The 25,712-nt window shown below is 63.6% G+C and carries 30 protein-coding genes and 2 pseudogenes; 12 read left to right on the top strand and 20 right to left on the bottom strand.

The window, feature by feature from the left end:
• Window positions 1-190 precede the first annotated feature (190 nt).
• From AOQ71_RS36005 to AOQ71_RS35970, 8 genes are all read right to left on the bottom strand, one after another.
• Window positions 191-1,366: a Gfo/Idh/MocA family protein gene (locus AOQ71_RS36005; RefSeq protein WP_057757426.1), complete on the bottom strand. Its 1,176-nt coding sequence runs from the start codon at window positions 1,364-1,366 to the stop codon at window positions 191-193.
• A 14-nt stretch (window positions 1,367-1,380) separates the two neighbouring features.
• Window positions 1,381-2,436 carry a sugar phosphate isomerase/epimerase family protein gene (locus AOQ71_RS36000; RefSeq protein ID WP_057757424.1) on the bottom strand — a complete coding sequence of 352 codons (1,056 nt, stop codon included), beginning with the start codon at window positions 2,434-2,436 and terminating at the stop codon, window positions 1,381-1,383.
• Window positions 2,437-2,511: 75 nt separating this feature from the next.
• Window positions 2,512-3,681 carry a Gfo/Idh/MocA family protein gene (locus tag AOQ71_RS35995; RefSeq protein ID WP_057757422.1) on the bottom strand — a complete coding sequence of 390 codons (1,170 nt, stop codon included), beginning with the start codon at window positions 3,679-3,681 and terminating at the stop codon, window positions 2,512-2,514.
• Between the two features lie 4 nt (window positions 3,682-3,685).
• Window positions 3,686-4,447, bottom strand: coding sequence for a sugar phosphate isomerase/epimerase family protein (locus AOQ71_RS35990; protein ID WP_057757421.1), 762 nt, complete (start codon window positions 4,445-4,447; stop codon window positions 3,686-3,688).
• Window positions 4,448-4,478: 31 nt separating this feature from the next.
• Entirely contained in the window at window positions 4,479-5,564 is a 1,086-nt protein-coding gene (locus AOQ71_RS35985) for an ABC transporter ATP-binding protein (RefSeq protein WP_057757419.1), read from the bottom strand.
• A 6-nt stretch (window positions 5,565-5,570) separates the two neighbouring features.
• On the bottom strand, window positions 5,571-6,467 hold the full coding sequence (locus AOQ71_RS35980) for a carbohydrate ABC transporter permease (RefSeq protein WP_057757417.1): 897 nt from the start codon (window positions 6,465-6,467) through the stop codon (window positions 5,571-5,573).
• Complete coding sequence (locus AOQ71_RS35975; RefSeq protein WP_057757415.1) at window positions 6,464-7,342, bottom strand: carbohydrate ABC transporter permease; 879 nt, start codon at window positions 7,340-7,342, stop codon at window positions 6,464-6,466. Before AOQ71_RS35975 ends, AOQ71_RS35980 begins: the two co-directional genes overlap by 4 nt.
• Before the next feature lie 76 nt (window positions 7,343-7,418).
• Window positions 7,419-8,660, bottom strand: a complete 1,242-nt coding sequence (locus tag AOQ71_RS35970; RefSeq protein WP_057757413.1) for an ABC transporter substrate-binding protein — start codon at window positions 8,658-8,660, stop codon at window positions 7,419-7,421.
• Between the two features lie 133 nt (window positions 8,661-8,793).
• Here AOQ71_RS35970 and AOQ71_RS35965 point away from each other — a divergent pair, with 133 nt between their 5' ends.
• From AOQ71_RS35965 to AOQ71_RS35960, 3 genes are all read left to right on the top strand, one after another.
• The gene (locus AOQ71_RS35965; protein WP_063958340.1) at window positions 8,794-9,852 is read left to right on the top strand and encodes a LacI family DNA-binding transcriptional regulator; all 1,059 of its coding nucleotides are present in this window, start codon (window positions 8,794-8,796) and stop codon (window positions 9,850-9,852) included.
• Entirely contained in the window at window positions 9,822-10,175 is a 354-nt protein-coding gene (locus tag AOQ71_RS45675; protein ID WP_157083773.1) for a hypothetical protein, read from the top strand. The genes AOQ71_RS35965 and AOQ71_RS45675 overlap by 31 nt, the downstream gene beginning before the upstream one ends.
• An 83-nt stretch (window positions 10,176-10,258) precedes the next feature.
• Window positions 10,259-10,441 carry a hypothetical protein gene (locus AOQ71_RS35960; protein WP_057757409.1) on the top strand — a complete coding sequence of 61 codons (183 nt, stop codon included), beginning with the start codon at window positions 10,259-10,261 and terminating at the stop codon, window positions 10,439-10,441.
• A gap of 3 nt (window positions 10,442-10,444) precedes the next feature.
• Here AOQ71_RS35960 and AOQ71_RS35955 read toward each other — a convergent pair whose 3' ends face one another.
• The 3 genes from AOQ71_RS35955 to AOQ71_RS35945 all read right to left on the bottom strand — a co-directional run bounded on the left by AOQ71_RS35955 (window position 10,445) and on the right by AOQ71_RS35945 (window position 11,259).
• On the bottom strand, window positions 10,445-10,669 hold the full coding sequence (locus tag AOQ71_RS35955; RefSeq protein ID WP_057757407.1) for a hypothetical protein: 225 nt from the start codon (window positions 10,667-10,669) through the stop codon (window positions 10,445-10,447).
• Window positions 10,670-10,709: 40 nt separating this feature from the next.
• Window positions 10,710-10,952, bottom strand: a complete 243-nt coding sequence (locus AOQ71_RS35950) for a hypothetical protein (protein ID WP_057757406.1) — start codon at window positions 10,950-10,952, stop codon at window positions 10,710-10,712.
• Between the two features lie 97 nt (window positions 10,953-11,049).
• Window positions 11,050-11,259 (bottom strand): cold-shock protein, encoded by a 210-nt coding sequence (locus AOQ71_RS35945; RefSeq protein ID WP_057757404.1) that lies wholly within the window; start codon window positions 11,257-11,259, stop codon window positions 11,050-11,052.
• Window positions 11,260-11,707: 448 nt separating this feature from the next.
• Between AOQ71_RS35945 and rpsU the strand changes: the two genes are divergently transcribed.
• Window positions 11,708-12,004 (top strand): 30S ribosomal protein S21, encoded by a 297-nt coding sequence (gene rpsU, locus AOQ71_RS35940; RefSeq protein WP_057757401.1) that lies wholly within the window; start codon window positions 11,708-11,710, stop codon window positions 12,002-12,004.
• Window positions 12,005-12,124: 120 nt separating this feature from the next.
• Window positions 12,125-12,358, top strand: coding sequence for a DUF6894 family protein (locus tag AOQ71_RS35935; RefSeq protein ID WP_430648674.1), 234 nt, complete (start codon window positions 12,125-12,127; stop codon window positions 12,356-12,358).
• Between the two features lie 109 nt (window positions 12,359-12,467).
• On the opposite strand, the gene AOQ71_RS35930 is transcribed toward AOQ71_RS35935, so the two are convergent.
• The 3 genes from AOQ71_RS35930 to AOQ71_RS35920 all read right to left on the bottom strand — a co-directional run bounded on the left by AOQ71_RS35930 (window position 12,468) and on the right by AOQ71_RS35920 (window position 16,172).
• Window positions 12,468-13,673: an LLM class flavin-dependent oxidoreductase gene (locus tag AOQ71_RS35930; protein ID WP_057757397.1), complete on the bottom strand. Its 1,206-nt coding sequence runs from the start codon at window positions 13,671-13,673 to the stop codon at window positions 12,468-12,470.
• A 69-nt stretch (window positions 13,674-13,742) separates the two neighbouring features.
• Window positions 13,743-14,981, bottom strand: a complete 1,239-nt coding sequence (locus AOQ71_RS35925) for an acyltransferase family protein (protein ID WP_057757394.1) — start codon at window positions 14,979-14,981, stop codon at window positions 13,743-13,745.
• Between the two features lie 81 nt (window positions 14,982-15,062).
• Window positions 15,063-16,172 carry an AraC family transcriptional regulator gene (locus AOQ71_RS35920; RefSeq protein WP_057757393.1) on the bottom strand — a complete coding sequence of 370 codons (1,110 nt, stop codon included), beginning with the start codon at window positions 16,170-16,172 and terminating at the stop codon, window positions 15,063-15,065.
• Window positions 16,173-16,347: 175 nt separating this feature from the next.
• Here AOQ71_RS35920 and AOQ71_RS35915 point away from each other — a divergent pair, with 175 nt between their 5' ends.
• Entirely contained in the window at window positions 16,348-17,463 is a 1,116-nt protein-coding gene (locus AOQ71_RS35915) for an ATP-dependent DNA helicase (protein ID WP_057757391.1), read from the top strand.
• A gap of 200 nt (window positions 17,464-17,663) precedes the next feature.
• Here the strand turns inward: AOQ71_RS35915 and AOQ71_RS35910 are convergent, their stop codons facing one another.
• Complete coding sequence (locus AOQ71_RS35910; protein ID WP_057757389.1) at window positions 17,664-19,352, bottom strand: caspase family protein; 1,689 nt, start codon at window positions 19,350-19,352, stop codon at window positions 17,664-17,666.
• Window positions 19,353-19,594: 242 nt separating this feature from the next.
• On the opposite strand from AOQ71_RS35910, the gene msrA reads away from it, so the two are divergent.
• The 4 genes from msrA (at window position 19,595) to AOQ71_RS35890 (ending at window position 21,525) form a co-directional block, all read left to right on the top strand.
• Window positions 19,595-20,296 carry a peptide-methionine (S)-S-oxide reductase MsrA gene (gene msrA, locus AOQ71_RS35905; RefSeq protein WP_057757387.1) on the top strand — a complete coding sequence of 234 codons (702 nt, stop codon included), beginning with the start codon at window positions 19,595-19,597 and terminating at the stop codon, window positions 20,294-20,296.
• Window positions 20,297-20,327: 31 nt separating this feature from the next.
• Window positions 20,328-20,747, top strand: a complete 420-nt coding sequence (gene msrB, locus AOQ71_RS35900) for a peptide-methionine (R)-S-oxide reductase MsrB (protein WP_057757385.1) — start codon at window positions 20,328-20,330, stop codon at window positions 20,745-20,747.
• Between the two features lie 107 nt (window positions 20,748-20,854).
• Window positions 20,855-21,019, top strand: coding sequence for a DUF3309 family protein (locus tag AOQ71_RS35895; protein WP_035731827.1), 165 nt, complete (start codon window positions 20,855-20,857; stop codon window positions 21,017-21,019).
• A gap of 212 nt (window positions 21,020-21,231) precedes the next feature.
• Window positions 21,232-21,525: a hypothetical protein gene (locus tag AOQ71_RS35890; RefSeq protein WP_027560969.1), complete on the top strand. Its 294-nt coding sequence runs from the start codon at window positions 21,232-21,234 to the stop codon at window positions 21,523-21,525.
• A gap of 159 nt (window positions 21,526-21,684) precedes the next feature.
• Here AOQ71_RS35890 and AOQ71_RS35885 read toward each other — a convergent pair whose 3' ends face one another.
• Together AOQ71_RS35885 and AOQ71_RS35880 are read right to left on the bottom strand one after the other, a co-directional pair.
• A complete protein-coding gene (locus tag AOQ71_RS35885; RefSeq protein WP_083514743.1) occupies window positions 21,685-22,242 on the bottom strand; it encodes a DUF4112 domain-containing protein in 558 nt (185 codons plus the stop codon).
• 61 nt (window positions 22,243-22,303) lie between these two features.
• A complete protein-coding gene (locus tag AOQ71_RS35880) occupies window positions 22,304-22,729 on the bottom strand; it encodes a DUF5413 family protein (protein ID WP_057757382.1) in 426 nt (141 codons plus the stop codon).
• A gap of 145 nt (window positions 22,730-22,874) precedes the next feature.
• On the opposite strand from AOQ71_RS35880, the gene AOQ71_RS35875 reads away from it, so the two are divergent.
• Both AOQ71_RS35875 and AOQ71_RS35870 read left to right on the top strand, forming a co-directional pair.
• A complete protein-coding gene (locus tag AOQ71_RS35875; RefSeq protein ID WP_057757380.1) occupies window positions 22,875-23,111 on the top strand; it encodes a hypothetical protein in 237 nt (78 codons plus the stop codon).
• Window positions 23,112-23,407: 296 nt separating this feature from the next.
• Complete coding sequence (locus AOQ71_RS35870; RefSeq protein WP_245317336.1) at window positions 23,408-23,683, top strand: hypothetical protein; 276 nt, start codon at window positions 23,408-23,410, stop codon at window positions 23,681-23,683.
• A 76-nt stretch (window positions 23,684-23,759) separates the two neighbouring features.
• Here the strand turns inward: AOQ71_RS35870 and AOQ71_RS35865 are convergent, their stop codons facing one another.
• From AOQ71_RS35865 to AOQ71_RS49150, 3 genes and pseudogenes are all read right to left on the bottom strand, one after another.
• Complete coding sequence (locus AOQ71_RS35865; RefSeq protein ID WP_057757378.1) at window positions 23,760-24,707, bottom strand: hypothetical protein; 948 nt, start codon at window positions 24,705-24,707, stop codon at window positions 23,760-23,762.
• A gap of 100 nt (window positions 24,708-24,807) precedes the next feature.
• Window positions 24,808-25,264, bottom strand: a pseudogene (locus tag AOQ71_RS49155) (hypothetical protein); the annotation flags it as partial.
• Between the two features lies 1 nt (window position 25,265).
• A pseudogene (locus AOQ71_RS49150) lies at window positions 25,266-25,712 on the bottom strand (hypothetical protein); the annotation flags it as partial.

Below are 25,712 nucleotides of genomic sequence, written 5' to 3'. Positions count from 1 at the left end.
CAGAGCTGTGCCTTGGACGTTAGGATGTGTCATCGACTATTGGCCCCTTCGGACCAAAATGCGAAGAACTCAACGGGCACAAATCCGGTCCGCCTTGCCGTACCGAGCGGATCTCGACGAAGCGCTCGGCAACGTCGCTGACGGCCAGCAGCAGGCTCAAATTGTCTGCAAACCTTGCGGGCGGAGCTTATCAACCGACGCGGACCCAGGCGCCATTGGCCGCGGATGATTTCACCGCGGCGTCGATGAACTTCATGCCGGCAAGCCCGTCATGCACCGTCGGATAGATCACCGCCGGATCGGGTTCGACGCCGGCCGCGGCGGCGCGAATGGCGCGCGCGGCTTCGGCATAGATGGTCGCAAATCCCTCGAGGTAGCCTTCGGGGTGACCTGACGGGATGCGGCTGACGCGGCCCGCCTCCGGCAGCGCGCCAGCGCCTGCGCGGGTCAGCAGCTGCTTCGGCTGGCCGTAGGGCGTGAACCAGAGATAGTTCGGATCGGACTGCGCCCATTCGAGACCGCCCTTGGTGCCGTGGACGCGCAGCTTCAAGCCGTTCTCATTGCCGACCGCGACCTGGCTCGCCCACAGCATGCCCTTGGCACCACCCTTCCACCTCAGAAGGATCTGGACGTCGTCGTCGAGCAGCCGCCCCGGCACGAAGGTCGAGAGCTGGGCGAGCAGTTCGTCGAGCTGGAGCCCGCTGACGAAGCACGCGAGATGATAGGCATGAGTCCCGATGTCGCCGATGCAGCCGCCGGCGCCGGAGCGGGCCGGATCGGTGCGCCATGCCGCCTGCTTCTGGCCCGTGGCCTCAAGCCGCTCCGTCAACCAGTCCTGGAGATATTCGGCCTGGACCAGCCTGATCTCGCCGAGATCACCTGATGCCACCATGGCGCGGGCCTGGCGGATCATGGGATAGCCGGCATAATTATGCGTGACGACGAAGACCTTGCCGGTCTTTTGCACCAGCGCCGCCAGCTCCTCGGCTTCCGTGACGGTCGTGGTCAGCGGCTTGTCGCAGATCACGTGGATGCCGGCTGCGAGGAAGGCCTTTGCCACCGGGCCATGCATGTGATTGGGGGTGACGATCGAGACCGCCTCGATGCCATCAGGCCGGGCGGCTTCCGCTCGGGCCATCTCCTCAAAGCTGCCATAGGCGCGATCCGCGGCGATCCCGAGCTCCTTTGCCGAAGCTTTGGCGCGACCAGGCTCGGATGAAAGTGCACCGGCCACGAGCTCGAACTGGTCATCGATCCTGAAAGCAATGCGATGCACCGAACCGATGAAAGCCCCCTGCCCGCCGCCGACCATGCCGAGCCGGATACGGCGGTGACCCCCGGTCTCGTTGCCTGCCTCGATTGCCATCTGTTGCCTCGCTTTCAGGAGATGCCGAGCACCTTGCGGACCATCGCGACGTCGGTGCCGGCGCCGGCGAAATCGTCGAAGGCCGTTTCGGTGACGCGGATGATATGGTTTTTGATGAACTCGGCGCCCTCGCGCGCACCGTCCTCGGGATGCTTCAACGCGCATTCCCATTCGAGCACGGCCCAACTGCCGTAATCATACTGCGTCAGCTTCGAGAACACCGCACCGAAATCGATCTGCCCGTCACCCGGCGAACGGAAGCGGCCGGCCCGGTTCACCCAGCTCTGGAAGCCGCCATAGACGCCCTGCCTGCCGGTCGGGTTGAACTCGGCGTCCTTGACGTGAAAGGCCTTGATGCGGTCGTGGTAGATATCGATGTAGTCGAGATAGTCGAGCTGCTGCAACACGAAGTGCGAGGGGTCGTAGAGCAGGTTGGCGCGGCGATGGTTGTTCACCCTTTCGAGGAACATCTCATAGGAGACGCCGTCGTGCAGATCTTCGCCGGGGTGAATCTCGTAGGCGATATCGACGCCATGCGCGTCGGCATGGTCGAGGATCGGCCGCCATCGCCTGGCGAGCTCGTCGAAGGCCTCCTCGACGAGGCCGGGCGGACGTTGCGGCCACGGATAAATATAGGGCCAGGCGAGTGCGCCTGAGAAAGTCGCGTGCGCGCTGAGCCCGAGGCGCTTCGAGGCGCGGATCGCCGACTTGACCTGGTCGACGGCCCATTCGGTGCGCGCTTTCGGATTGCCGCGCACTTCAGGCACGGCGAAGCCGTCGAACACGGCGTCGTAGGCCGGATGAACGGCGACAAGCTGGCCCTGGAGATGGGTCGAAAGCTCCGTGATCGCGAGACCGTGACGGGCAGCGACACCCTTCACCTCGTCGGCGTAGCCTTGCGAGTCCGCCGCCTTCTTCAGGTCGAACAGCCGCCCATCCCAGCTCGGAATCTGGACGCCGATATAGCCGAGCGAGGCGGCCCATTTGCAGATTGAATCGAAGGAATTGAACGGCGCCGTGTCGGATGCGAACTGGGCGAGGAAAATTGCCGGTCCCTTGATCATCTTCATCGCATGATTCCTTCTTGCTTGTTTCGCGTGGCGGCCTGAGCAACGATACGGCGAGGCCGCCACCCCTGTCGGGCCTCAGAACGTCTCCGCCGCCCACAGCGCCAGGGCGTCGGTCTCGGACATGGCGGCGGGCCGATCGACGCGCGATTGCACGGCGATCTCGCCGCCCTCGACACCCGCCTTCAGGGTGGCGTGCATCACCTCGAGCGCATGGCTTGCCAGCGCGCCGGAGGCGCGATGCGGCGTGCCATGCAACACCGCGCTGGCGAGGTCAGCGACACCGAGGCAGCGGTAATTGGCCTGGCTCGGCATGTGATCGGGCCAGTTCGGCGAGCGCCAATTCGGCTTGCCGAACGCGCGGTCATCGGCTGCGAGCGAAATCCAGTCGCTGCTTTTCTCGGTATATTGCACCACGCCTCCGAAGAAGTTCGGATCCGGCACGCGCAGCGATCCCTCGGTGCCGTACAGCTCGATCGGTGCATGTCCGTGCTTCCACACGTCCCAGCTCATGGTGAAGACGATGTCGGCGCCTGTCTCGAAGTGAAGAAGCGCCATCACCGTCGTCGGAGTCTCCACCGTAATCGACTTGCCGTTCATCGGCCCTTTCGAGGAGACGAGCCGCGTGGCGAAGCCGGAACTCGCGCGTCCCTGCACATGCGTCACCGATCCCAACAGATTGATCAGGGCCGCCAGGTAATAAGGCCCCATGTCGAGGATGGGTCCGCCGCCAGGCTTGAAAAAGAAGGTGGGGTCCGGGTGCCAGTGCTCCATCCCGTGCGACATCAGAAAGCAGGTCCCGTACAGCACCTTCCCGATCCTGCCGGCATCGACGAGCTCGCGCGCGGTCCGGCCGCCGCCACCGAGGAACGTGTCGGGCGCGCAGCCGAGCTTGAGGCCGCGCTGCGCAGCTTCGGCGACCAGCGCGGCTGCATCGGCGGCCTCGACCGTGATCGGCTTCTCGCCGAACACATGCTTGCCGGCGGTCAGCGCGGCGTGGCTGACCGCGAAATGCGCGTTGGGGGTGGTGAGATTGACGACGATCTGGATGTCGGGACGCGCCAGCAGCGCCTCGATCGTCAAGGCCTCGATGCCGAACAGCCCGGCCTGGTCGCGCGCGACCTCGGGGCGCAGATCGGCGCAGGCGACCAGCCTGAGATCGCGGAAGTTCGGCATGTTCCGCAGGTAGATCGTCGAGATGTTGCCGCATCCGATGACGCCGACGCCGAGCTTGCTCATGTCACTCATTCCGTCAGTTCCAAGCGGCCACGGTCTCGCGCGCCCGGCGCGCGAAGCGGGCGACGTCGTTCGGCTTGTCATGTTCGGCGACGAACAGCGACACGTTCGCTTCCTTCATCGCGGCCAGCAACGCCGCCCAGTCCATGGTGCCGTGGCCGGGATCGGCCCAGCCGTCCTCGTCCAGACATTGCCCTGAAGGTGCGAGGTCCTTGATGTGGCAGGCGACCAGGCGCCGCGCGTGCTTCTTGATTTCGGCGACCGGATCGCCGTTGCCGCGCACGATCCAGGCGAGATCCGCCTCCCAGACCAGCTCGGGTGCTTCCTCGAACAGGCATTCGAGATAGCTCAGCCCGCTCGCGGCGCGGCCATATTCCCAATGGTGGTTGTGCCAGCCGAAGCGCAGCCCCTCGCCTGTTACCGCCTTGCCGATCGCGGCCAGCTCGCGCCCGATGCCGCGCCACTCCGTCTCGCCACCCTCGCGTTCGCCGGGTGGCGGCGCCGGGGCAAAGACCGTATCGATCCCCAATCCCTTGCAGAGCTTCGCGGTGCCGGCGGCGTCGGCGCGCAGCCGGTCGAGCCCGACATGCGCGCTCGGCGCGGTCATGCCATACTGCTGGAGCAGCCGCTTCAACGTATTGGGGTCGTTGAACAGCGCCCCCCAGGGCTCGACCATCCTGTAGCCGAGGCCGGCAAGCAGTTTGAACTGCGCCTCGAGCGGTTCGATCGAACGGGCGGAATAGAGCTGGAAGGACAGGAGGTCTATCGGCGTGGTCATGCTGGGGTCTCTTGCGAGGTGGGTTGCGGAGTTAAAGACGCTGTCCGCTCTGGTCGTCGAACAGGGAGAAGGCTTCGGCTGGAAACCGCAAGGCAAGGCTATCGCCCGCACCCGCCTTTGCATCGGCATCGGCGCGGAAGGAGAACGCGGTCCCGTCGGCAAGGCGGCACCAGATCAGCGCGTCGGCGCCCATCGGTTCCACCATCTCGACACGTGCCGTCACGGCGGATGGATGCTCGGAGCCGACGATCTCGATGTGCTCGGGGCGGATACCGAGGATAGCCGGCGCATCTGATGGCGGGATGCGGAACGCGTAGCCGTTCAGGTCGAACCTGACGTCACCGGCGATGAACACCGGGGCGCCATCGCGGAGGATCCGGCCGCGCAGGAAATTCATCGCGGGCGAGCCGACGAAGGAGGCCACGAAGCGGTTGGCCGGCTCGCGATAGATCTTCTTCGGCGTATCGAGCTGCTGGATGACGCCGCCCTGCATGACGGCGATACGGTCGGCAAGGGTGAGCGCCTCGATCTGGTCGTGCGTTACGTAGATCATGGTGGCGCCGAGGCGCGCGTGCAGGCGCTTGATCTCGACCCTGAGCTCGGCACGCAATTGGGCGTCGAGATTGGAGAGCGGCTCGTCGAACAAATAGACGCCGGCATGACGCACCAGCGCGCGGCCGATCGCGACGCGCTGGCGCTGCCCGCCGGAGAGTTCGGACGGACGGCGGTCGAGCAGCTCGGTCAGCCGCAGCATCTTTGCGGCCTCGCCGACTCGGCTGTCGATCTCGTCCTGCGGCGTGCGCGCGACTTTCAGCCCGAAGGACAGGTTCTTGCGCACGCTCATGCGCGGATAGAGCGCGTAGCTCTGGAACACCATGGCGATGCCGCGATCCTTCGGCTCGGCCCAGGTCACGTCGCGATCGCCGATCCGGATCTGGCCGCCCTTGACCTCGATCAGTCCGGCGATGGCGTTCAGCAGGGTCGACTTGCCGCAGCCGGAGGGGCCGAGCAGCACGAGGAATTCGGAGGCGTCGACATGAAGGTCGAGGTTTTCCAGAACCTTCAAGCCGCCAAAGCCGATCTGCAGCTTCGTGATATCGACGTTGGAGCGTTCCATGTTGCCTCAGCCCTTCACAGCGCCCGCGGCGATGCCGCGAACGAACCAGCGGCCGGAGCCGAAATAGATCACGAGCGGCAGCAGTGCGGTCAGAAGCGTGGCCGCCATGTCGACATTGTAGGCGCGCTCGCCCTGCGTCGAGTTGACGATGTTGTTGAGCTGCACGGTCATCGGCAGATTGTCGCGGCCAGCGAACACCAGGCCGAGGATGAAATCGTTCCAGATGCCGGTGGTCTGCAGGATCACCGCGACGACGATCATCGGCGTCGCCATCGGCATCATGATGCGGGCATAGATCTGGTAGAAGCCCGCGCCGTCGATGCGCGCGGCCTTGAACAATTCGACCGGCAGCGAGGCGAAGTAGTTGCGGAACAGCAGCGTCATGGTCGGAAGCCCGAAGATCGTGTGAATGGTCACGATGGTGGCAAGCGACTGGCCGAGCCCGGTGAAGGAGAACACCCGCACCAGCGGATAGATGAACACCTGGTACGGGATGAAGGCGACGATCATCATCGCGCCGAACAGGATGTTTGCGCCGCGCACGCGCCACAGCGACAGCGCGTAGCCGGTCAACGATCCCACCACGATCGAGATCACCACCGACGGCAGCAATATGCGCAGCGAATTGAAAAAACCGGTCCTGATGCCCTCGCAGGTGAGGCCGGTGCAGGCCGACGTCCAGGCCTTGACCCATGCCGCGAGGCTCGGCGAGGCCGGGAGCGCGAGCAGATGGCCCTGCCGGATCTCCGCCATCGGCTTCAGCGACGTGACGATCATGACATAAAGCGGCAGCAGGAAATACAGTGCCGTGATCAGGATGAAGGCATAGAGGCCCCAGCGCGCCGGGCTGATGCGCCTTGGCCTGAATCTTGGCCTGACCGCGCCAAGAGTGATCGCGCTCATCGCACCTCTCCCTTGCGCGCGCGCCAATAGAGATAGGGCGCGACGACTGCGATCACGGTCACCAGCATGGTGGTGGCGGCCGCGGTCGCAAGGCCGATATTGGCCCGCTCGAACAGATGGTCCATGACGAATTTGGCGGGCACTTCGGACGCGATGCCGGGGCCGCCATTGGTCATCGACACCGACAGGTCGTAGAGACGCACGACGGCGGTCGAGAGCAGCACGGCCGCCGTCGCGAAGCTGGCGCCCATCATCGGGATGATGATGGAGATGTAGACCCGCCATTTCGGCAGGCCGTCAACCCGCGCCGCCTTCCAGATTTCATCGTCGATGCCGCGAAGGCCCGCCAGCATGATCGCCATCACCAGGCCCGAGGCCTGCCAGACGCCGGCGATCACCAGGCAGTAGATCGCGGTCTCCGGCCGCACGATCCAGTCGAAACTTGCACCCGCGAAGCCCCAGCTGCGCAGCACATACTGGACGCCGAGCGTCGGGTTCAGCAGCCACTGCCACACCAGCCCCGTGACCACGAAGGACATCGAATAGGGATAGAGGTAGATCGAGCGGATGGTGTCCTCGGCTCGCACCCGCTGGTCGATCGCGACCGCCAGCAGGAACCCGATCAGCAGCGCCAGCGAGACGAACAGCACGCCGTAGACGACGATGTTGTGGACCGAGGTGAGCCAGCGATCGTTGCTGAACAGCAGTTGATATTGCCGGAAGCCTACGAAATTGTTGTTCGGCAGCATCCGCGAATTGGTCAGCGACATCCACGCCGTCCAGCTCGTGGCACCGATATAGACGACGAGCATCACCATCAGCGCCGGCAGGAGCGCCGAGAGGACGGACAATCGGGAGGTCAGCGAAAGACGCATCGTATCGCCCGGTTGGAGAGAGATCGACGGATCAGGAGAGGCGGCCGACCATTCGCCGGCCGCCCCTTGCGATGCTTCACTCCGCGGATTTCAGCACCGCAGCAACCTTGGCGGAGAATTCATCGGCGCTCATATTGGTGTTCCAATATTGCGAGATGGCATCCTGCAGCGCGCCGGTCAGAGCGGGCGGCGCCAACATGTCGCCGGACGGCATTTGCTGGGCCTTGTCGGCGACATAGCGCATGCCCTTCTGGGCGCACGCGTCCAGGGCTGACGCATCGACATCGCTCCGCACCGGGATCGAGCCCTTCTTCAGCGCGAACTGAATCTGCGTCTCCGGTGTCAGCATCAATTTCGCCAAGGTCATCTGCGCCTTGGTGGTGGCGGGGTCCTTGGCTTTCGGGAAGACGAACACGTCGCCGCCCATCACATAGCCGCCGCTGCCATTGGACAGCACGGTGCAGCCATAGTCCTTGTCGGGGACCTTGCCGGCGGCGACGAACTCGCCCTTGGCCCAGTCGCCCATGATCTGCATCGCGGCCTTGCCCTGGATGACCATGTTGGTCGCGTCATTCCAGTTGCGGCCGGGCGCGCCGGGATCGACATAGTCCTTCAGCTTCTTGTAGGTGACGGCGACCGTCTTGAACTCGGGGCTCTGCGCCAGCGCCGCGTCGCGCTTGCCGAGGATGCCGGTCCACATCTGCGCGCCGCCGACGCCGATCATGACCGCGTTGAACAGATTCTGCTCCCAGTTCTTCTGGCCCGAGAAGGCCAGCGGGATCACCTTGCCGTCGGCCTTGAGCTTGTCGAGAATGACGAGCGCGTCATTCCAGCTCTTCGGCTCGTCGGCGCCGACGGAGGCGAGCACGGCCTTGTTGTACCAGAGCCAGTTCTGACCGTGGATGTTGATCGGCACCGCATACATCTTGCCGTTGCGGGTCGCCGCGGCAATGATCGCGGCGGGCATCACGCCTTTCCAATTGCCTTCGGCTGCGACCGCATCGACATCGGCGAGCAAATCGCCTTCCACCAATTCGTCGAACTGCTTGCCGGTGTTGAGTTGCATGGCGGTCGGCGGATTGCCGGAGACGGTGCGGGTGATCGCTGCGTTTCGTGCGTTCGCCGCGCCGGCGACGGCGCTATCGATCCAGGTGCCGCCTGCCTTGGTGAACTGGTCGGCAAACACCTTCACGGCGGCGGCCTCACCGCCGGAGGTCCACCAGTGGATCACCTCCGCCTTCATCTCCTGGGCGTTGGCCGGCAACGAGACAAGCGCCGTCGTGGCAACGGCCACCGCGGCAAGCAGCGTTCGCTTCATGACTTCCCTCCCGTGTAAGCCCGTTTGCGGGCAGATGACCCTTTACAGGTTCATGTAATCGATTACATAGGATCGTATCACAACCGTGGGAATTTGCAAGCGCGGCGAGGGCCGCCCGGATCTGGATCAGCAGATGAGCAAGCGCACCAAGGAGAGCCGTCGGCCGCCCGCGAAGATCGCCGACGTTGCGCGGCTTGCCGGCGTGTCGGTCGCGACCGTGAGCCGGACGCTGGCGCGGCCCGAAGTGGTGAGCGAGGAAACGCGCAACCGCGTGCTCGCCGCGGTCCGCGACACCTCCTATACGCCGAACATCTCGGCAAGGAATCTGCGCGTCCGCAAGACCATGGTGGTGCTTGTGGCAGTGCCCAACATCGCCAACCCGTTCTTCGCAGAGATCCTGCAGGGCATCGACGATACGCTGTCAGCCGCCGGTTACGGTCTCGTCATTGCCAATCTGGCCGGTCCGCCCGAGAAGGAGGCGCGCTATGTCGACCTGGTCTGTGCCGGCCAGGCCGACGGCGTGCTGCTGCTGTGCGGTCACGTGATCCGCAGTCGCGACCGCGACTTGCGCGACGCGCACGTGCCGCTGGTGGGGGCCTGCGAATATATTCCCGGCGCGAGCTTCCCGCAGGTTTGCATCGACAATGTCGGCGCCGCACGCGAGGCGGTGCGGCATCTGATCAAGCTCGGGCATACCAGCATCGCCTATCTGTCGGGACCGCAATCGACAATCCTGGAACGACAGCGTCTCGAAGGTTACAAGCAGGCCCTGAAAGAGGCCGGCATTGCTGCAGCGGGCGGCTTGATCATATCAGGCGATTTCACCTTTCGAACCGGTGTCGAGGCCGGCCGGGCGCTGCTTGCGCTCAGCCCGGAGGTCCGTCCGACCGCCTTGTTTGCCGCCAATGACGAGATGGCGATCGGCCTGATCAAGACCCTGCAGTCGGGGGGACTGCGGATCCCGCACGATCTCTCCGTCGTCGGCTTTGACGGCATTCCCTATGCGGATTATTGCGAGCCGACCTTGACCACCATTGTGCAGCCGCGTCGGGAACTCGGCGCCAGCGCGGCCGCCGAGCTGATTGCACTGATGACGACGGAGAAGTCCGCGGTGCGCAAGGATATCGAGCTTCCCGCCACGTTGATATTGCGCGACAGCACGTGTCCACCATCGGCCCGCAACAGAAACTGACGGCGCATCCTGTTCCTGCCGGGAACTCGAACAAAGCGCTCGCTATCCCGCGGACAACAGCGCACAGTCTCACCGCCATCGAGCGGCTCTTGGCATCTATCGGTGATGTGAACGCATGTCGCGCTCCCGCTCAACCCCCACAGCGGAGCATGAGCATGTCAACTCAACGATCCCCGGAGCAATCGAACACATTCGAATATCGCCTGGCGCAAGAGGCGATCAGTTTACGCCAGCAGGCCAAGGAAATGCCCCTTGGTGTCCGCCGCACCGAGCTCTTGCAAAAAGCGCGGCAGCTTGACGTCGCCGGCGAAGTCAACAAGTAGCTGACGTCGCCTGGACTGCAGGCACCGTCCTGACGGGCGGTCGCAAGATGCCGGCGGAGGATCGTCGGGCTCATGGAGGGACTATGATCAGAAAAGACGCGAAGGCCCGCCATCTGCGGGACGCCAACAATGCTTTCAAGCCGACCGCCAAAGCCAAGCCAATGACCGACTACGCAAAAGCGGAGCGAACCTTTCAAGAAAATCGCGAACGCCTGAAGGCGGAGCGTCTGGCACGGGAAGACCGCGCAAAAGAGTCTTCCAAATAGCTTCTAGAGCATCGAGAGATTGACGACCCCGTCTTCGAGCTCCCCGGAAGCAAGGCGCGCCCGCGCGATCCGCTCGAACTCGGTGCGATATTTGTGAAGATAGCTGAAGGCCTGCTTCTCGGTCTGGAACGTCGTCGTAAGTCTGCATATCTGCCGCGCCGCCCCGTGCGCGAGCGTGAAGGTGATGGTTCCACCGCCGTCCGACTTCACTCTGGGCACGATCAGCACTCCGGCTTGGGACGATCCTTGAGACGATCACTGACCTGGGTTATCGCGGCGACTTCCTTGCACGCTTCTTCAGCGCCGGTGCTGGCAAACTTGCTGCAATAACGGCGTCAGCGGCTTCCTTGGCTTCGCGCAACTCGCGCAGTCGCGCCATGTTCTTGCGAACCTCGACACCCTGCCGTTCGACATCCGCGATCGCCCGTGCGCCCTCTTCGGCCGCCAGACGCTGGCGATGAGAGCGCGCAATTGCTTCAGGCGACGGTACAGCCGATTTCCTGGCGTTCATCCTTCACCCTGTCGTGCAATCGGCAAAACCCGCTCAATCCGGGGATCGAGCGGGCATCACAGCCGTTTCAGTACATCCGTGAAACGGCGCAGCGAGATCAGGCCAGCGAGAGATTCTCTGCGCTGACTTTGCCCCGCATCTTGTCGGTCTTGGCCTCGAAATTGACCTTCTGGCCCTCACCGAGACCCGCAAGGCCGGCGCGTTCGACCGCACTGATGTGAACGAACACATCATTGCTGCCATCGTCCGGCTGAATGAATCCGAAGCCCTTTTGGCCGTTAAACCACTTCACTGTACCTGTCGTCATGCTCTTCTCCAAAGCGCGCAAGCGCGTGCCGCGCGACAATCACGCGGTCGTTTCAACTTCGTCGATGTCTTTGGAAAAGGAGCCCGCAGGCGCGATCAACAAGGCACAGCGGCTAATCGAATGACGTGAATATACACGACATCTGCGCTTTTGCAAGGAATACGGCCAATTTGTTTTCAAAGCGGCGGTTTTGACGCTGTTCTGGCGCCCTTCCAGACGGAACGCCGGCACGCGCAAAGGCCTTTATCGATTGACTTGGTCGTTGACTTGGCCGCGCGGGGGTGGTCACGTCGTCGCCACTGAACCGCATCGCCGTAACACGCAAACTGCGCGCTCGAGGCCGGCGAAGACATCAGCGGTCGCCCTCATTCTCCCATTCGTCACCGGTCTCCTGCGCAATCGGCTGCGTGCAGGATCATTCCATCTTGCAGCCCAGCGAGGAGTTTCCATGCAGGTTCTTGTCCGCGACAACAATGTCGACCAGGCGCTTCGTGTCCTGAAGAAGAAGATGCAACGGGAAGGCGTCTTCCGCGAAATGAAACAGCGGCGCGCTTACGAGAAGCCTTCGGAGAGAAAGACGCGCGAGAAATCCGAAGCCATCAGGCGGGCTCGCAAGCTCGCCCGCAAGCAGGCCATCAGGGAAGGCTTGTTGCCGGCGCCTCCGAAGAAGAAGCTCCCCGAACGCAAGCTGCCCCTTCCACAGATTTCGGCGTCCGCGAGCCAGGCTCCGATCTCCCCAAGGTGAGAAGCGACAGCTGCACTGTCCCTATCAGATTCGCATTGAACCTGGTGGCGCCCTCGGTGATCAGGAACCGCCTGCGAACGCTGGTGTTGAAGCAGGGCCACATCAGAGGGTGATGCGGTGATGCGCTATTATTTCGACATCAGGGACAGCACCGGGCTCTATCCGGACGAGGAAGGGCTGGAGTTTCCAACTCAGCGCGAAGCTGAAGTAGAAGCAGCCGAGACGCTGGCAGGCCTGGCGCGCGATCTCGCAAGCCTGGAGGAACGGGAAGACGTTGCGGTCGAGGTGCGCACCGACAGCGGGAGCTTGTTTCAGGCGGCGTTCATCTTCAGCAGCAACAGAACGACGCAATAGAGCTGGCGGAACTTCGATCGCAATTCAGGTGACCAGGCCCAGCGAGCAAGCGCAGCACTTCGCAGACGTTCTGGCGAAAGCCAGGACGACGATGTGGAGGTGGGCAGCCCTACCCGGCTGCGGCCTTCACTGGGGCGACAGTGATCGCGAGCTTGCCGTAGCGGTCCGTGAAGGCTTCAGTATCGATCTCTTCGAGCTGGATCTCGCCGCTCATCACGCTGCTCTTCCAGGCAGCCTGGGCCGGATCGTTTTGAAACTCCGGCATCACTTCGCGGCCGAACAGCTCGAGCGATTCGCAGATGTGCTCGTGGCTGTTCTTGCCGGCCTGATTGAGCAGGATGACCTGGTCGATATGCGAGGACTGGAAGCGCTTCAGCTTTCGCCTGATGGTCTCGGGTGAGCCGATCAGGCCGCCGCGCAGCGCGGCCTCCTGCGCCTCCGGATTGTCGCGCTTCCACTTGTTGTATTCGTCCCACATGTTCACCGTGTACGGCGCCGGACGTTGGCGGTTCTGCGCGGCACCGTAGAAACGCAGCGCGAACTGGAAGAAGGTGGCGCCGTCGGCGCGGGCACGCGCCTCCTCATCCGTCCTGGCGCACATGAAGAACGACACCAACGCCATGTTCGGGTTGATCTCGTAGTCGGCGAGCTTGTGCAGCCGTTTCGTCATGGCGTTGTAGTAAGCGTGCACCCAGGCATGCGCAGCATCGGCACTGACGAACTGGAAGCCGAGCGCACCAAAGCCGTGGCGGCCGGCGCGCTCGATGGTCGGCAGCTGCGAGCAGGCCATCCACAGCGGCGGGTGCGGCTTCTGCACCGGCTTCGGCACGACGTTGCGCAAGGGGATGTCGAAATATTTGCCGTGATGCTCCGAGCCTGCGTCCTTGAACATCGGGAAGATCGCAGCGACGGCCTCCTCGAACACCTCCTTCTTGGTCTCCATGTCGCGGCCGAACGGCGTCAGCTCGGTGATCGAGGCGCTCTCGCCCATGCCAAACTCGCAGCGGCCGTTGGAGAGCAGGTCGAGCACCGCGACACGCTCGGCGACGCGTGCCGGATGGTTGGTGGTGAGCTGGAGGATACCGTGGCCGAGGCGGATGTTTTTGGTGCGCTGGCTCGCGGCGGCAAGAAACGATTCCGGTGAAGGCGAGTGCGAATATTCCTCGAGGAAGTGATGCTCGACCACCCAGGCATGGTCGTAGCCGAGACGGTCGGCGAGTTCCATCTGCGAGAGCGCGTTCTGGTAAAGGGCGAGCTCGTCGCCGGCCACCCAGGGCCGCGGCAGTTGCAGCTCATAGAAGATGCCGAACTTCATGACGCGTCTCCCAGTTTTCTTGCCCGCTTGTTCTTGTTGCGGGCATCTTAATGTGTGAGGCGGCGCTGTCTACGCAGTCGCAATTCCGCCTTGCGGGAGAACGCGCCTCATTGCGCGGCGGCCATTCAGCACCGCGCCGACGAAGGTGAAGCGCACCATCAGATGATAGCTCGCAAGCATCAGCGGAATCGCAACGACGAGAATGATTGCGAATTTGACCAAAGCGGGCCAGTCGCGCTGCGACAGCGCGACCTGCAACGCCATCACGATCGGCAGGTGGATCAGATAGAGCCAGTAGGAGGCATCGGCGAGATAGCGCCATGTCGGACTGAAGCCGGACATGAAACGGAGCGCAAGCCCGAGCGCGGCGAAGGTCGTTATCCAGATCGCGGGCGCATAGAGGATGGCGGAGACGAGCCGGAGCGTGGCGAAGCTGTATGGCAGTTTGGGCGCACCCGGGGCTGACAGCATCACGCCCGACAAGACGAAGCCGACCATGATCAGACAGAGCGCAGTCAGGAGATGCACAAGCCAGCGCCGCTCGAGGATGCGCAGCAGATCGATCTGCCGGTGCAGCAGCCAGCCGACGCCAAAGGCGGTACCAAAACAGATCCAGGCCTGCGCATTGGTGATGAGCGACTGATCCGGCGTCCTCACCCCCATCACATTGACCCATCTTGGGTCGAGGCAGAAGGCGATGCCGATCGGGATCGCCAGCACCTGCGGCGCCAGCGGATGGCGGATGATCCGCGCAAAGAGGCGGTCGATGACGGTTCGCAGCGAGCCCGACGCGTCGAGCCAGACGATCGCGCCCCGCAGCAGCAGCGTGGCGGCATAGAGCTGCAGCAACACATAGAGAAACCAGAGATGGGTCAGGCGGAAATTCGGCAAGGGCGGCAGCCAGCTGGACGCCCATTGGATCGAACCGCCATTCGGAAAATTTCCGGCCCAGCTGATCACCAGGGCGATCGGCACGAACAGCAGCGGCCAGCCGATCACGAGCGGCAGCGCGATCCGCTGCAGCCGGTCCTTGACAAAGTCGAAGGCGCCGCGGCGATGGAAGCTCATGCGGGCGAAGAAGCCGGCCATCAGGAAGAACGTCGTCATCCGGAAGACATGGATGGCGAAAGACAGCAGGCTCAGGATCAGGCTTGGATGCGTGTCCTGGATGACCCAGAACCGGGGCGAGGACGGCACGAACGACAATGTCGCGTGCAGGACGATGCCAAGCAGCAGCGCGATGCCCCTTAGGGCATCGAGGGCGTGAAGACGTTCGGATGCGGGAGTGACTGCGCTCGAATGGGACATGGACGGGCTCTCGGTGGCTGGCTTTCTGCCGCACAATCTGTCCTGGCAGGGCGTGCTCCTCTCGCCCGATCCAAAAATCGGCTAGCCGATTTCTCGTTGCGGCTCGCCGATGTCGGCCAAAACCGGCCGGCTCAGCGCCTCGCGCCGGAATTCGGTCGGCGTGAGCCCGGTCTCCGCCTTGAAGGCGCGGTTGAAAGGTCCGATCGACTGGAAGCCCGCATCCATGGCGATGGTCAGCACCGGGACCTCCCGTTGCGTCACATCGGAGAGCGCCAGTTTGGCGTCCTCGATACGATAATGGTTGAGGTACGCATTGAAGTTCCGATAGCCGAGGCCCTCGTTGATGGCCTGGCGCAACCGATGCTCGGGAACCTGGAGCCGCGCCGCCAGCGCCCCGATCGCAAGACCTTCCTGCCGGTAGGTGCGCTCCACGCTCATGAGCTGGTCGAGGCGCCGCAGCAGGATCGGGTCGACCACAACCCGAGCCGTCGCAGCACGATCGGCCCCGCGCACGTCGCCGGATGCGATGGCCGCCGTGGCGTCATTGGCGGGCACGGCCGGCGGCGTGGCGAGAGAGGTCACTGCCGCCATCATCGCCACCACACACAGGACGAGCGCGACCGGAAGGCTGCCGGGCGCGCCGGGAACAGCGACGGGAATTGCGGCGAAGCCGGCGCCGACGAAGACAGTGATGAGCCCGACATTGATCGCCAATATCGCCAGCCGCAGCCGGCGGCGCCGCGCCACCAGATCGGCACGCCAGGTCTTGACCGTCTGAACCGCGGCCGCGAGCGCCAGCGCCAGATTGAGCAGCGCCAGGCCTTGGCCGCCGACCCTGGCCAAAGCGGGCGTGTAGGCCCAGCCCAGTGTGAGCGCGAAGCCGAAGGCCACGATGCCCAGCAACACGGCGCGGTGCCATCGCCTCAGCACGAAATCGTCGTCGAACGCTGCACGTGCCCACAGCCAGAACAGGGCCGGTTGCCCTGACAGGATCGGCAACACCCACCACCATGACGATTTGGGAAAGTAAGGCGCGGTCGCGATGGCGTAGAACGCGCCTCCGGCAGACATGGCCATGCCCAGCAAGGCCTGCTGGCTGGTGGCACGACGCTGCAGCGCCACCAAAATGATCAACAGGAAGACGCCGCTGGCCGCGCCGCGAAGCCCGAGATCGATGGCCGTGAGCCCCATTATTGCGCTTCCCCTTTGACATCCAATTCTCGCATCGGCTCCATGCCGGCACAATCCAAACTTGTGCCGGCGATCAGGGGCAACAGCTCGGCCTCCCCGCGCTTGAACCCTTGGGGGGAATGGTTAGTTTTGAGATCAGGCGAATCGCATCGTTTCGCCCCTCCTCAAGACAGATATGGCCACTTTCACTCCGCATCAGGATGCCGCGCTCAAGGCCGTTGGCGACTGGCTCAAGGCAAAACCCGGGCGCAACGGCACGCCGCCGGTGTTTCGGCTGTTCGGCTTTGCCGGCACCGGCAAGACCACGCTGGCGCGGCATATCGCCGAGGGCGTCGACGGCGAGGTGAAGTTTGCCGCCTTCACCGGCAAGGCGGCCCTCGTCATGCGCAACAAGGGGTGCGATGACGCCTCCACCATCCACTCGCTGATCTACCGCGCCCGCGAATCCGGCGAGGAGCAGCCGAGCTTCGAATTGTGGGACGATGCGCCGGCCTCAAAAGCCAAGCTGATCGTGATCGACGAATGCTCGATGGTGGATGCCGAACTCGGCCGCGACCTGATGTCGTTCGATTGTCCGCTCCTGGTGCTGGGCGATCCGGCGCAGCTGCCGCCGATCCAGGGCGGCGGCTTCTTCACCAATTCCGAGCCGGACGCGATGCTGACAGAGGTGCATCGCCAGGCCCAGGACGATCCGATCGTGCGGATGTCGATGGACGTGCGCGAGGGCCGCGAGCTCGACATCGGCCGTTACGGCGAGAGCGAGGTGGTCTCGCGCAAGGAGCTCGACCCCGATCGCGTCATGGGCGCCGACCAGGTGCTGGTCGGCCGCAACAACACAAGACGCGCCTACAATATGCGGGTGCGGCAGCGGCAGAATATCGAGGACGTCTTTCCGGTCGCCGGCGACAAGCTGGTGTGCCTGCGCAACAACCGCAAGAAGGGCCTGTTCAACGGCGGCCTGTGGCGCGTCAAGTCCCGCAACATCTCGCGCTCGAAATCGCGCATCCTCTCGATGCGGCTGTCGCCGGATGAAGAGCTCGGCCACAAGGTGACGAAAGTCTCGGTGCGCGCCGATTGCTTCGAGGGCGGCATCGAGCAGATCGCCTGGGAGCAGCGCAAGCCCTATGACGAGTTCGACTATGGCTACGTGCTGACCGTGCACAAGTCGCAGGGCTCGCAATGGGACGACGTCGTGCTGTTCGACGAGAGCTTTGCGTTTCAGGAGTCGAGGGCGAGGTGGCTCTATACGGGGATCACACGCGCGGCGAAACGGTTGAGTATTGTGGTCTAAAACTCCGCTGCTGTAGGGTGGGCAAAGGCGCAACGCGCCGTGGCCACGATCTCTCTCCTTAAGCAATCAGCGCGTGGGCACGCTTCGCTTTGCCCACCCTACGGCGCTGCCGTAGCCCGCATGGAGCGCAGCGTAATGCGGGGGTGGCTCCGCGCTCGCGATTCCCGGATTTCGCTGCGCTCCATCCGGGCTACAAAATCTCACTTCCCCGCGACGAAAGAAAAATCCTCGCGCCCCGGCGGCGAGCCGTAGGTGAACGGCTGTTGCACGTGCCTGGTGGCGGACCAGACGTCGTCGCGGACGATGTCGAACAGCTTCCGGATCTCGACCTTCGGCTCCTTGATCTCGCGGGCGAGTGCGGTGGAGAACGGGCTGTCGGCGCCGTTGTCGCCGTCGATCGCGGTCTCGCCGTGCTTGGCGGCGTAGACCACCATGAAGCCGGCGCCGGGCTCGATGTTGGAAAAGCCCTTGTCGACCAGCTTCAGCGACAGCGTGTGTTGCATGATCGGCGCAAACGGATTGTCGCGGCAGGCATCCAGGATCACCAGGCGTACTTTTCGCGCAGCGCCCACCGCCGCGATCACCTGCTCCAGCGCGACCGCTTGCGTCTCGGCGTCGCGGTCGACGGCGAGCTTGGCATCAACGGGAACGAGGTAGTTCACCCCGCCGATCTCGAAGCCATGGCCGGCATAATAGACCACCGCCCAGTCGGCCTTCTCCGCTTCGTCGGCAAAGGTCTTCAGCGCGTCGAAGAACTTGTCGCGGGTCAGGTCGCTGACGGAGATCACGGTCTGGAAGCCGACATCGTGCAGCACGCCCGCGATCAGTTTCGCATCGCGCGGCGGATTGGGCAGCGCGTGGACATTCTTGTAGGCGCCGTTACCGACGACCAGCGCGACGCGCCGGCCGCTCGGCCCGCCTGCAGATGTTTGCGGTGTCAGCGCCGCGAGCCGCGCCTGAGCGGTGGCGCGGGCGCGGGCGACGTCGTACTCGTCGAATTTCGTCAGCGAATAGGCCGCCGCGCGGTAGTCTGCGCGGGCCTGGGCGAGGTCGTTCTTGCGCTCGTAGAGCTGGCCGCGGCCGGAATGCGCGCGGACATTGTTCGGGCTGATCTGGATCACATTGGTGTAGTCCTTCAGCGCAGCGTCGAGATCGCCCTTCAACATGCTGACATCGGCACGATTGTTGATCGCGTAGACGTTCCTCGGCTGCTTCTCGATCAGACCGTTGCAGTCGGCGAAGGCCAGATCGTATTTGCCCATCAGGCCCCAGGTCGTGCAGCGATTGGCCGCGATCTGCTGCGCGGTCGGATCGATCTTCTCGGCCTCGGCGAAATCGGCGATCGCGCCGTCATACTCCTTCATCAGCGTGCGCACACGGGCCCGATTGGTCCACCCGAGCAGGAATTTCGGCGTGTATTTGATCGACAGGTCGAAATCGTCGAGCGCGCTCTGCAACGCGCCGCGGCGCAGCTGAATGGTCCCGCGATTGTTGTAGGCGAAACCGAAATTCGGCCGCTTCTGGATGGCGAGATTGTAATCGGCCATCGCGAGATCGTCTTCACCCTTGTGCTCATGGGCGACGCCGCGCACGTTGATCGCGCCGATATTGTCCGGATCGAACTCGATGGCTGACGTCAGCGCCTCGATCGCCGGGTCATAATCGCGCTTGCCGATCAGCGCCTGGGCGTGAATGACGAGCGCGAGCGCTTTGTCCTTGCCGGTGACGCGGTTGGCGTTGAGCAGGTTCTCGCAGGCCATCGTGCGCGCCTGGGTCTCGGCCTGGCGATCCCTGCAGGTGGCGAGGTCGTCGCCGGCTTGCGGGTCCGCCGCGGCGGTTACGACGCCCGCGAGCAGCATGATAAATGTCAGAGAGACGACGCGCAGCATGTTGTCAGGTCTGGTCCAGCCACATTTTAAGTCGATCAGCGATCGTGCCGGTTCATCTAGCCCGGAGTTCCTGACCCCGCCAGCCGGGCCGCCCGTCGCGGCTTCTTTTCACGGACTCGTGTCACTCCGGCTGTAACAATCGCCCCGCCTCCCCGTATCTGAGGTGTCTGAAAACGCCGGGCAGGCTGTTCGCCAGCCCTCAACCGCCCTAAACTGTCAGGCCTTCCGAAAGAGGATCCGCCATGCGCCGCTCCGTCCTGTCCCTGCTCGCCGCCGCCGCCGCCTTGTCGCTCGGCTTTGCCGCACCAACCCGGGCCGCTGAAGACGCCGTCGTGATCCCCGCCCCAGCCATGGACGCGAGCCCCGCGAGCGGAATCCAGACCGCGGTGGTCGCCGGCGGTTGCTTCTGGGGCGTCCAGGGCGTGTTCCAGCACACCGCCGGCGTCGTCAACGCCGTCTCCGGCTATGCCGGCGGCACCAAGGCGACCGCCGACTACCAGACCGTCTCGACCGGCCGCACTGGCCACGCCGAGTCGGTCGAGATCAAGTTCGACCCCAAGAAGATTTCCTACGGCAAGATCCTGCAGATCTACTTCTCGGTCGCGCACGACCCGACCCAGCTCAACCGCCAGGGGCCCGACACCGGCACGCAATATCGCTCGGCGATCTTCACCACCTCCGACGAACAGAAGAAGGTCGCGGAGGCCTATATCGCCCAGCTCAACTCCGCCAAGGTGTTCAGCAAGCCGATCGTGACCAAGGTCGGCGCGCTGGAAGCGTTCTACCCGGCGGAGGCCTACCACCAGGATTATCTGACGCTGCACCCGAACCAGCCCTACATCGCCTTCAACGACATCCCGAAGGTCGAGAACCTGAAAAAGCTGTTCGCGGATAACTACATTGAGAAGCCGACGCTGGTCAGCGCCAGCAAGGCCACCAACTGATCTCGATATCATCAGAAAAAACGGGAGACCCATGCCCGATACCAGGACGAAAACCACCGACGACAAGGTCATCAAGAGCGAAGAGCAGTGGCGGCGCGAATTGACGCCGATGCAGTATGCGGTGCTGCGCGAGAAGGCGACCGAGCGGCCCTTCTCCGGCGAATATGAGCACGACCATCGCGCCGGCACCTATGTCTGCGCCGGCTGCGGCAACGTGCTGTTCGAGTCCGACGCCAAGTTCGATTCCGGCTGCGGCTGGCCGAGCTTCACCGCGCCAGCGGTCGAGAGCCATATCGACGAGGAGCGGGACTTAAGCCACGGCATGATTCGCACCGAGGTGCTCTGCTCCAAATGCAGCGGCCATCTCGGCCACGTCTTCCCCGATGGACCGGGGCCGACCGGCCTGCGCTACTGCATCAATTCGGCGGCGCTGAAGCTCGAGCCGAAATAAGATTGCGCGCCGCCGGGTTCCCCGATGGAACCCGGCGGCGCGATGTGCTTTTCTCTTCCAGCGGTGCAGCCGATGCGTGCATTCCGGCGGCCGCCAGGGAGGATGCCATGACACTTGGGACCATCCTGATCATCCTGGTGATCATTTATCTGCTGGGCGGCTGGTCCGGCCGGATCGGAGGCTATGGCTACGGCATGGGCCATTCCGGTATGGGGATCGGCGGCGTGGTTCTGGTGGTGTTGCTCGTCCTGCTGCTTCTTGGCAAATTGTAAACCATATAAACTACTGAATTAGCTTGGCTTTTTGCGGCTGCGGGGCTGCCATGCGTGGATTCATCATCTCCCATCGCAGGGGTCGCAATTTTGTCAAATCGGCTTATATTAGGGGGCGAAAATGACATGCGGCGGGCCCGCTCGATTGCGGCCCCTGCCCTCCCAAACCCCACGCGCTTAAAGCCCCAGAGAAGATCACGAGGTCTTTGACCATGCGTCCACTGCGTCCGTTCAACTTCAACACTTCCGCCGAGCTCTTCCCCGCCGCCATCCGCAAGAAGAAGCGCGCGGGCTTCACCTACCGTCGGTTCGGCACCGCCGCCGAAGCCGTGCAGTTCGCGATGGAGCAGTTGCCGACGGATTCGCTGAACGGCGCATATCTGCAGGTCGAGGAAGCCCGTTTCGACCAGAACGGCATCCGCTCGCTCTACGAGAGCGAAGCCTTCCCGCTGCCGCGCCGCCCCAAGCCGGCCCCGGCCGCCGAGACCGACGCCGACGCGGCGTAAGTTTTCGCAAAACTCCGATGTGCGTGGAGAGCGCGATGGCCGAAAGGCTGTCGCGCTTTTTACGTTTGGGGGCTTTCTCTTTCCCCGTCATTGCGACGTTGAGAAATCCTGCGCAATGTCGACCAGATGGATTCGCGGCGCGAGCCCTAAGTCTCGCCGCTACACCCGCGGCTGCTTGTCGAGCCAGCGGCGCAGGAGGCGGACGTTGCGCATGTTGGCGCGGAACATGACGTCGAAGGCATCGCCTGCGAACGGCACCATGCCGACCACGCCGTCGACCGCGACATTGCCGAGCATGCGCGCGGTGATGTGCCAGGGCGCGCCCAAGGCACGCGCCTCGCGCACCAGCCACAGCGAGATCGCGGTGGTGATGATGTCGCCGACGACAGGGATCAGCCCGATCAGCCCGTCGATGCCGTAGCGGATATTGGTGCCCGGCAGGACGAAGGCGACGTCGAGCAGTTTTGCGATCGCCTCGAGCCTGAGGATCCGTTGTTCCCGCGTCAGATTGCCGAACGGATTGCCAGAGAACTGACCATCTTTTCCGAACTCGAAGCGGAACTCGCGAAAGCCCGGCTCCACCGTTTCAGGCCGGATCTCGTTGCCTTCCTGGTCGATGATCGGACCGCGCGCCTTGCCGCCGGAAAAATCGCCGCGCGCTTGCGCCCCGGAACGGGACCCGCGTGGCGCGAGGATGTCGTCGTCTTGCATGGTCATGGCCAATGTGAAACTCACGAACGCAGCAGAGGTTGCTGCATCGCGTCCGATGGTCGCGCGCTCAGCTCGCCGCCGTCGCCGGCTGCGGCTCATCGACATAATGATGCACGAGCCAGGATGACAGCGCCGAGGGCACGAAGCCGACCAATCCGTACAGGATGAACTGCACCGCGCCCGAATCCGATCCGCGCGAGCCGTAGGTGATCGCGGCCAGGATAAAGGCGAACACGCCGATCAGCAGCATCCGCAGCACCGGCCCGACCCGCCTGACATGGAGCAGGATGTCGTCGATCGCGCCGATCATCAGCGACGGCAGCAAGCCGAACAGATAGCTATATTGAAGGGTCTTGAAGAACACTGCGAACAGCTTGCCGACCTCGCCGAGATGCGCCTCGGCCCAGTAGCCGGACTGGTAGGTGGTCGTCAGCAGCAGCAGGAATCCACCGACGAACGGACCAACGAGCGCAAACACCAGGTAGCGTTTCATCAAGGGCTCCTCATACGCGAGGGCATTTATTACAGCGAGCCGGGAACCTTGGATAGCGGGGTTGCGGGCTGCCAGAGGGGAACAAGTGGCAAGGCGGCGGGTTCAGACTGGAGTTGAACTTGACCCATCAGATTTGGAGCCGCCGATGTCTCGTAACCTGTTGTTGCTGGCGACGATCACCCTCTCCGCCCTGTCGAGCGCCCCCGCCTTCGCACAAGGCCATATGGGCACGCCGCAGGAGCAGAAGGCTTGTTCGCGCGACGCCTCGCGGCTGTGCCGCAAGGATCTCGGCAATGACGGCGCGGTGCAAGGCTGCCTGCAAGCCAACCGGGCCAAGCTGTCGAGATCGTGCAGCAAGGTGTTCGAGAGCCACGGAATGTGAAGGTCGGAACGTGAAGATCGGAACGTAAGATCGGCATGTGAGCCCGCGCCCCATTTTGCGTGACGGAGGCGCAACAGCTGCAAATTCCTTCGCGTCTCCCATTGAAGCTTCACGGCAATCGCGCATACTCAGCTCGGGCGGCGCAGCACTTTTCGATTCGAATATCAGGAAATCGAGCGACCACATCCGGGAATGAACGCCCGGCATGAAGGCTGTGACATGCGGCAGATCAAGCAGCGTGCGGCGTCCCAACAATCAAACGGCTCAAATCCGCGCAACTCGGGGACGCATTTTTCATGACACGCTTTCGGACTATCGCCACGCTGTTCACCTTCGCCGCCACCGCCATCACCCTCCAGACATCGCCGGGCCTCGCCTTCTCGCCCGAAGCGCAGCAGATGTGCTCGGACGATGCGATGCGGCTGTGCTCCCGTGAAATCCCGGATATCCCGCGGATCACCGCCTGCATGGTGCGGCACAAGTCGCAGGTCAGCCCCGGCTGCCGCGCCGTGATGGACCGCGAAGCCGCCGCCGCAGCAGCAGCCCGCAAGCGGGAAGCCGCCGCGCAGTAGCGGTAATTTGGCCCATCACGCCACAGCCTCGACGATTGGCGAGCGCCCAGCGCGTCGCGTCGTCAGCATCGAGCACTCATTCTGGAAATCCCGTTCCAACGGGATTTCCACGGCTGTTCAAATCTTTCGCAGGCCGAGAAAGAGTAAGTAACGATCGCGAGGGCAGCTGCTCGCGTTCGACGTTACCATTGGCACCACCAGCAAACACCACCATCTGCCCAAAAATTCCTATTGGCTCCGCACCAGACGAGCTGAGTTCCAAATACCTGCACCTGAAGCCGTCCGCCATTCGCTCAGCTTCCAGCGGGTCCACTTTTTCGGCCAGATCCTTCCGAACTTGGTCGGCACCAAGTTGGCCAACGCCCAGGAAATGGAGCACCAAGGCCGGTAAGATATTGTACTCGACCTTCTTTTCAACGGCAGTCGGAAGCGCGATCTGTACGAGCGGATCGGTAGCCAGTTCGCCACGGATATAGGCCAACGCCCGACCGATATTTTCGTACGTCGTACTACGAACGACCTCAGCCCGCGCTGGCGCCCGGCCAAAGAGAGCAGCACGATCATCCAGAGACAAGGTCTTTGCCATGCCTATGATATCGTCGCGCGTTAAAATTTCCGCAGGAATAGAGTGTTCTTTTGACTTCTCCTGGACGCGACGAACCAGTTCGCTGGGCACTCGGCCTTGGTATAGACCCACTACGAAGGTCCACTTCCTTAGGAGCTCCTTCCAGTGATCGACTGCACCGTCAAAATCCGTGTCGATTTTCTCTAGGGCATCGTCTACGCTTGCTTGCCCGTACCGCGGGCCGTAGCACTGGAATACTTCTCCATTATCCGCGTTGAATCCGTCGCACTTGAGATCACCACGGCTACCCATTGGGATCGTCGGAGTGAAGGAAGCCTTCCAAAGCCGCTTGGCTATTTCCCGAAACAGCGCCTCAAAGGCGTTACCATCCACGGAATCCAGCATCGTGCGGAGCCGTAACTCCTGCCATTGCCAGTCGTAGTCGTCGTCCTCCGCCACCGCAGCTCCCGCACATCTGGACGCTTAGGAGTTCCATCTTGATGTCTAAGCTAGCCGGGCGCAACCTCTGATAGGCCCCCAGCCTGTGCCTATCCCCTGGCTAGTCGCCCCACTGCGCGAAGGCGTCGTTGAAGGCGCGCTCGCCGGGGGCGCCCTTCTCGATCGCGATGATGGCACGGCGCTGGTTGGCGTAGACCAGCGGCACGTCGAACCAGGAGCGCTCCTTCAGGAGCTGGACGTTGCGGGCGCGATCGGCATCGACATTGGAGAGGCCGACCAGGAAGAAGCCGTCGGTGACCTTGACCGCGAGGCCTGCGAGCGGCGTGCCGCGCGCCTGCTCGTTCGACTTCATCAGGATGCCCGGCACGTTGGAGACGCTGCCGCTCGGAAAGTCCGGCGGCAGGATGAAGGTCAGCTCGGCGGTGTGGCTCGCCGGCAGCGAAGAGTCGGTATTGCGGCGGAACGACATCGTCATCTTGAACTTGCGGTCGGGGATCTCGATCTCGGCTTTCACCGCAACGTCCGCCTTCTGGTTGCCCGACGCCTTGATCGGCTCGNCGAGCCGACATATTGTTTGCCCTTCGGATCGGACGGATCCTCGTCATAGAGCACGACCTTCTGCGCCACCGGCGCGGCCGGCTGGTCGCTCGCCGAGGGCTGGCCGACGCGATCCGGAATCTTGGGCTTGCTCTGCGGCTGCGAAGCATCCTTCGGCGCCTCCACCACCTGGGTGGGCGACGGCTTGAGCAGATTGGTCGCGATCTGGACCAGCTGTTTGCCCCAGAGGATGCCCGCACCGACCAGGATCAGCACGATGCCGATGGCGATCGCGCTCTTGAACGGAAAGACCGAGCCCCTGCCGGCGCGCTTCTTGACGTTGCGATCGGCCGCGATGCGTGCACGCGGCGACGGCGGCTGCGGCGTGTAGCGCTCGGCCTCCTCGATCGACTCGTCGTAGGAATAAGGCGCATCGCCTTCGCCGGCGCGGTTCTCCAAGCTCGGCTC

The sequence above is a fragment of the Bradyrhizobium manausense genome, assembly GCF_001440035.1.
Classification (GTDB): Bacteria; Pseudomonadota; Alphaproteobacteria; order Rhizobiales; family Xanthobacteraceae; genus Bradyrhizobium; species Bradyrhizobium manausense.
This window is presented reverse-complemented; position numbering and strand designations above follow the sequence as displayed.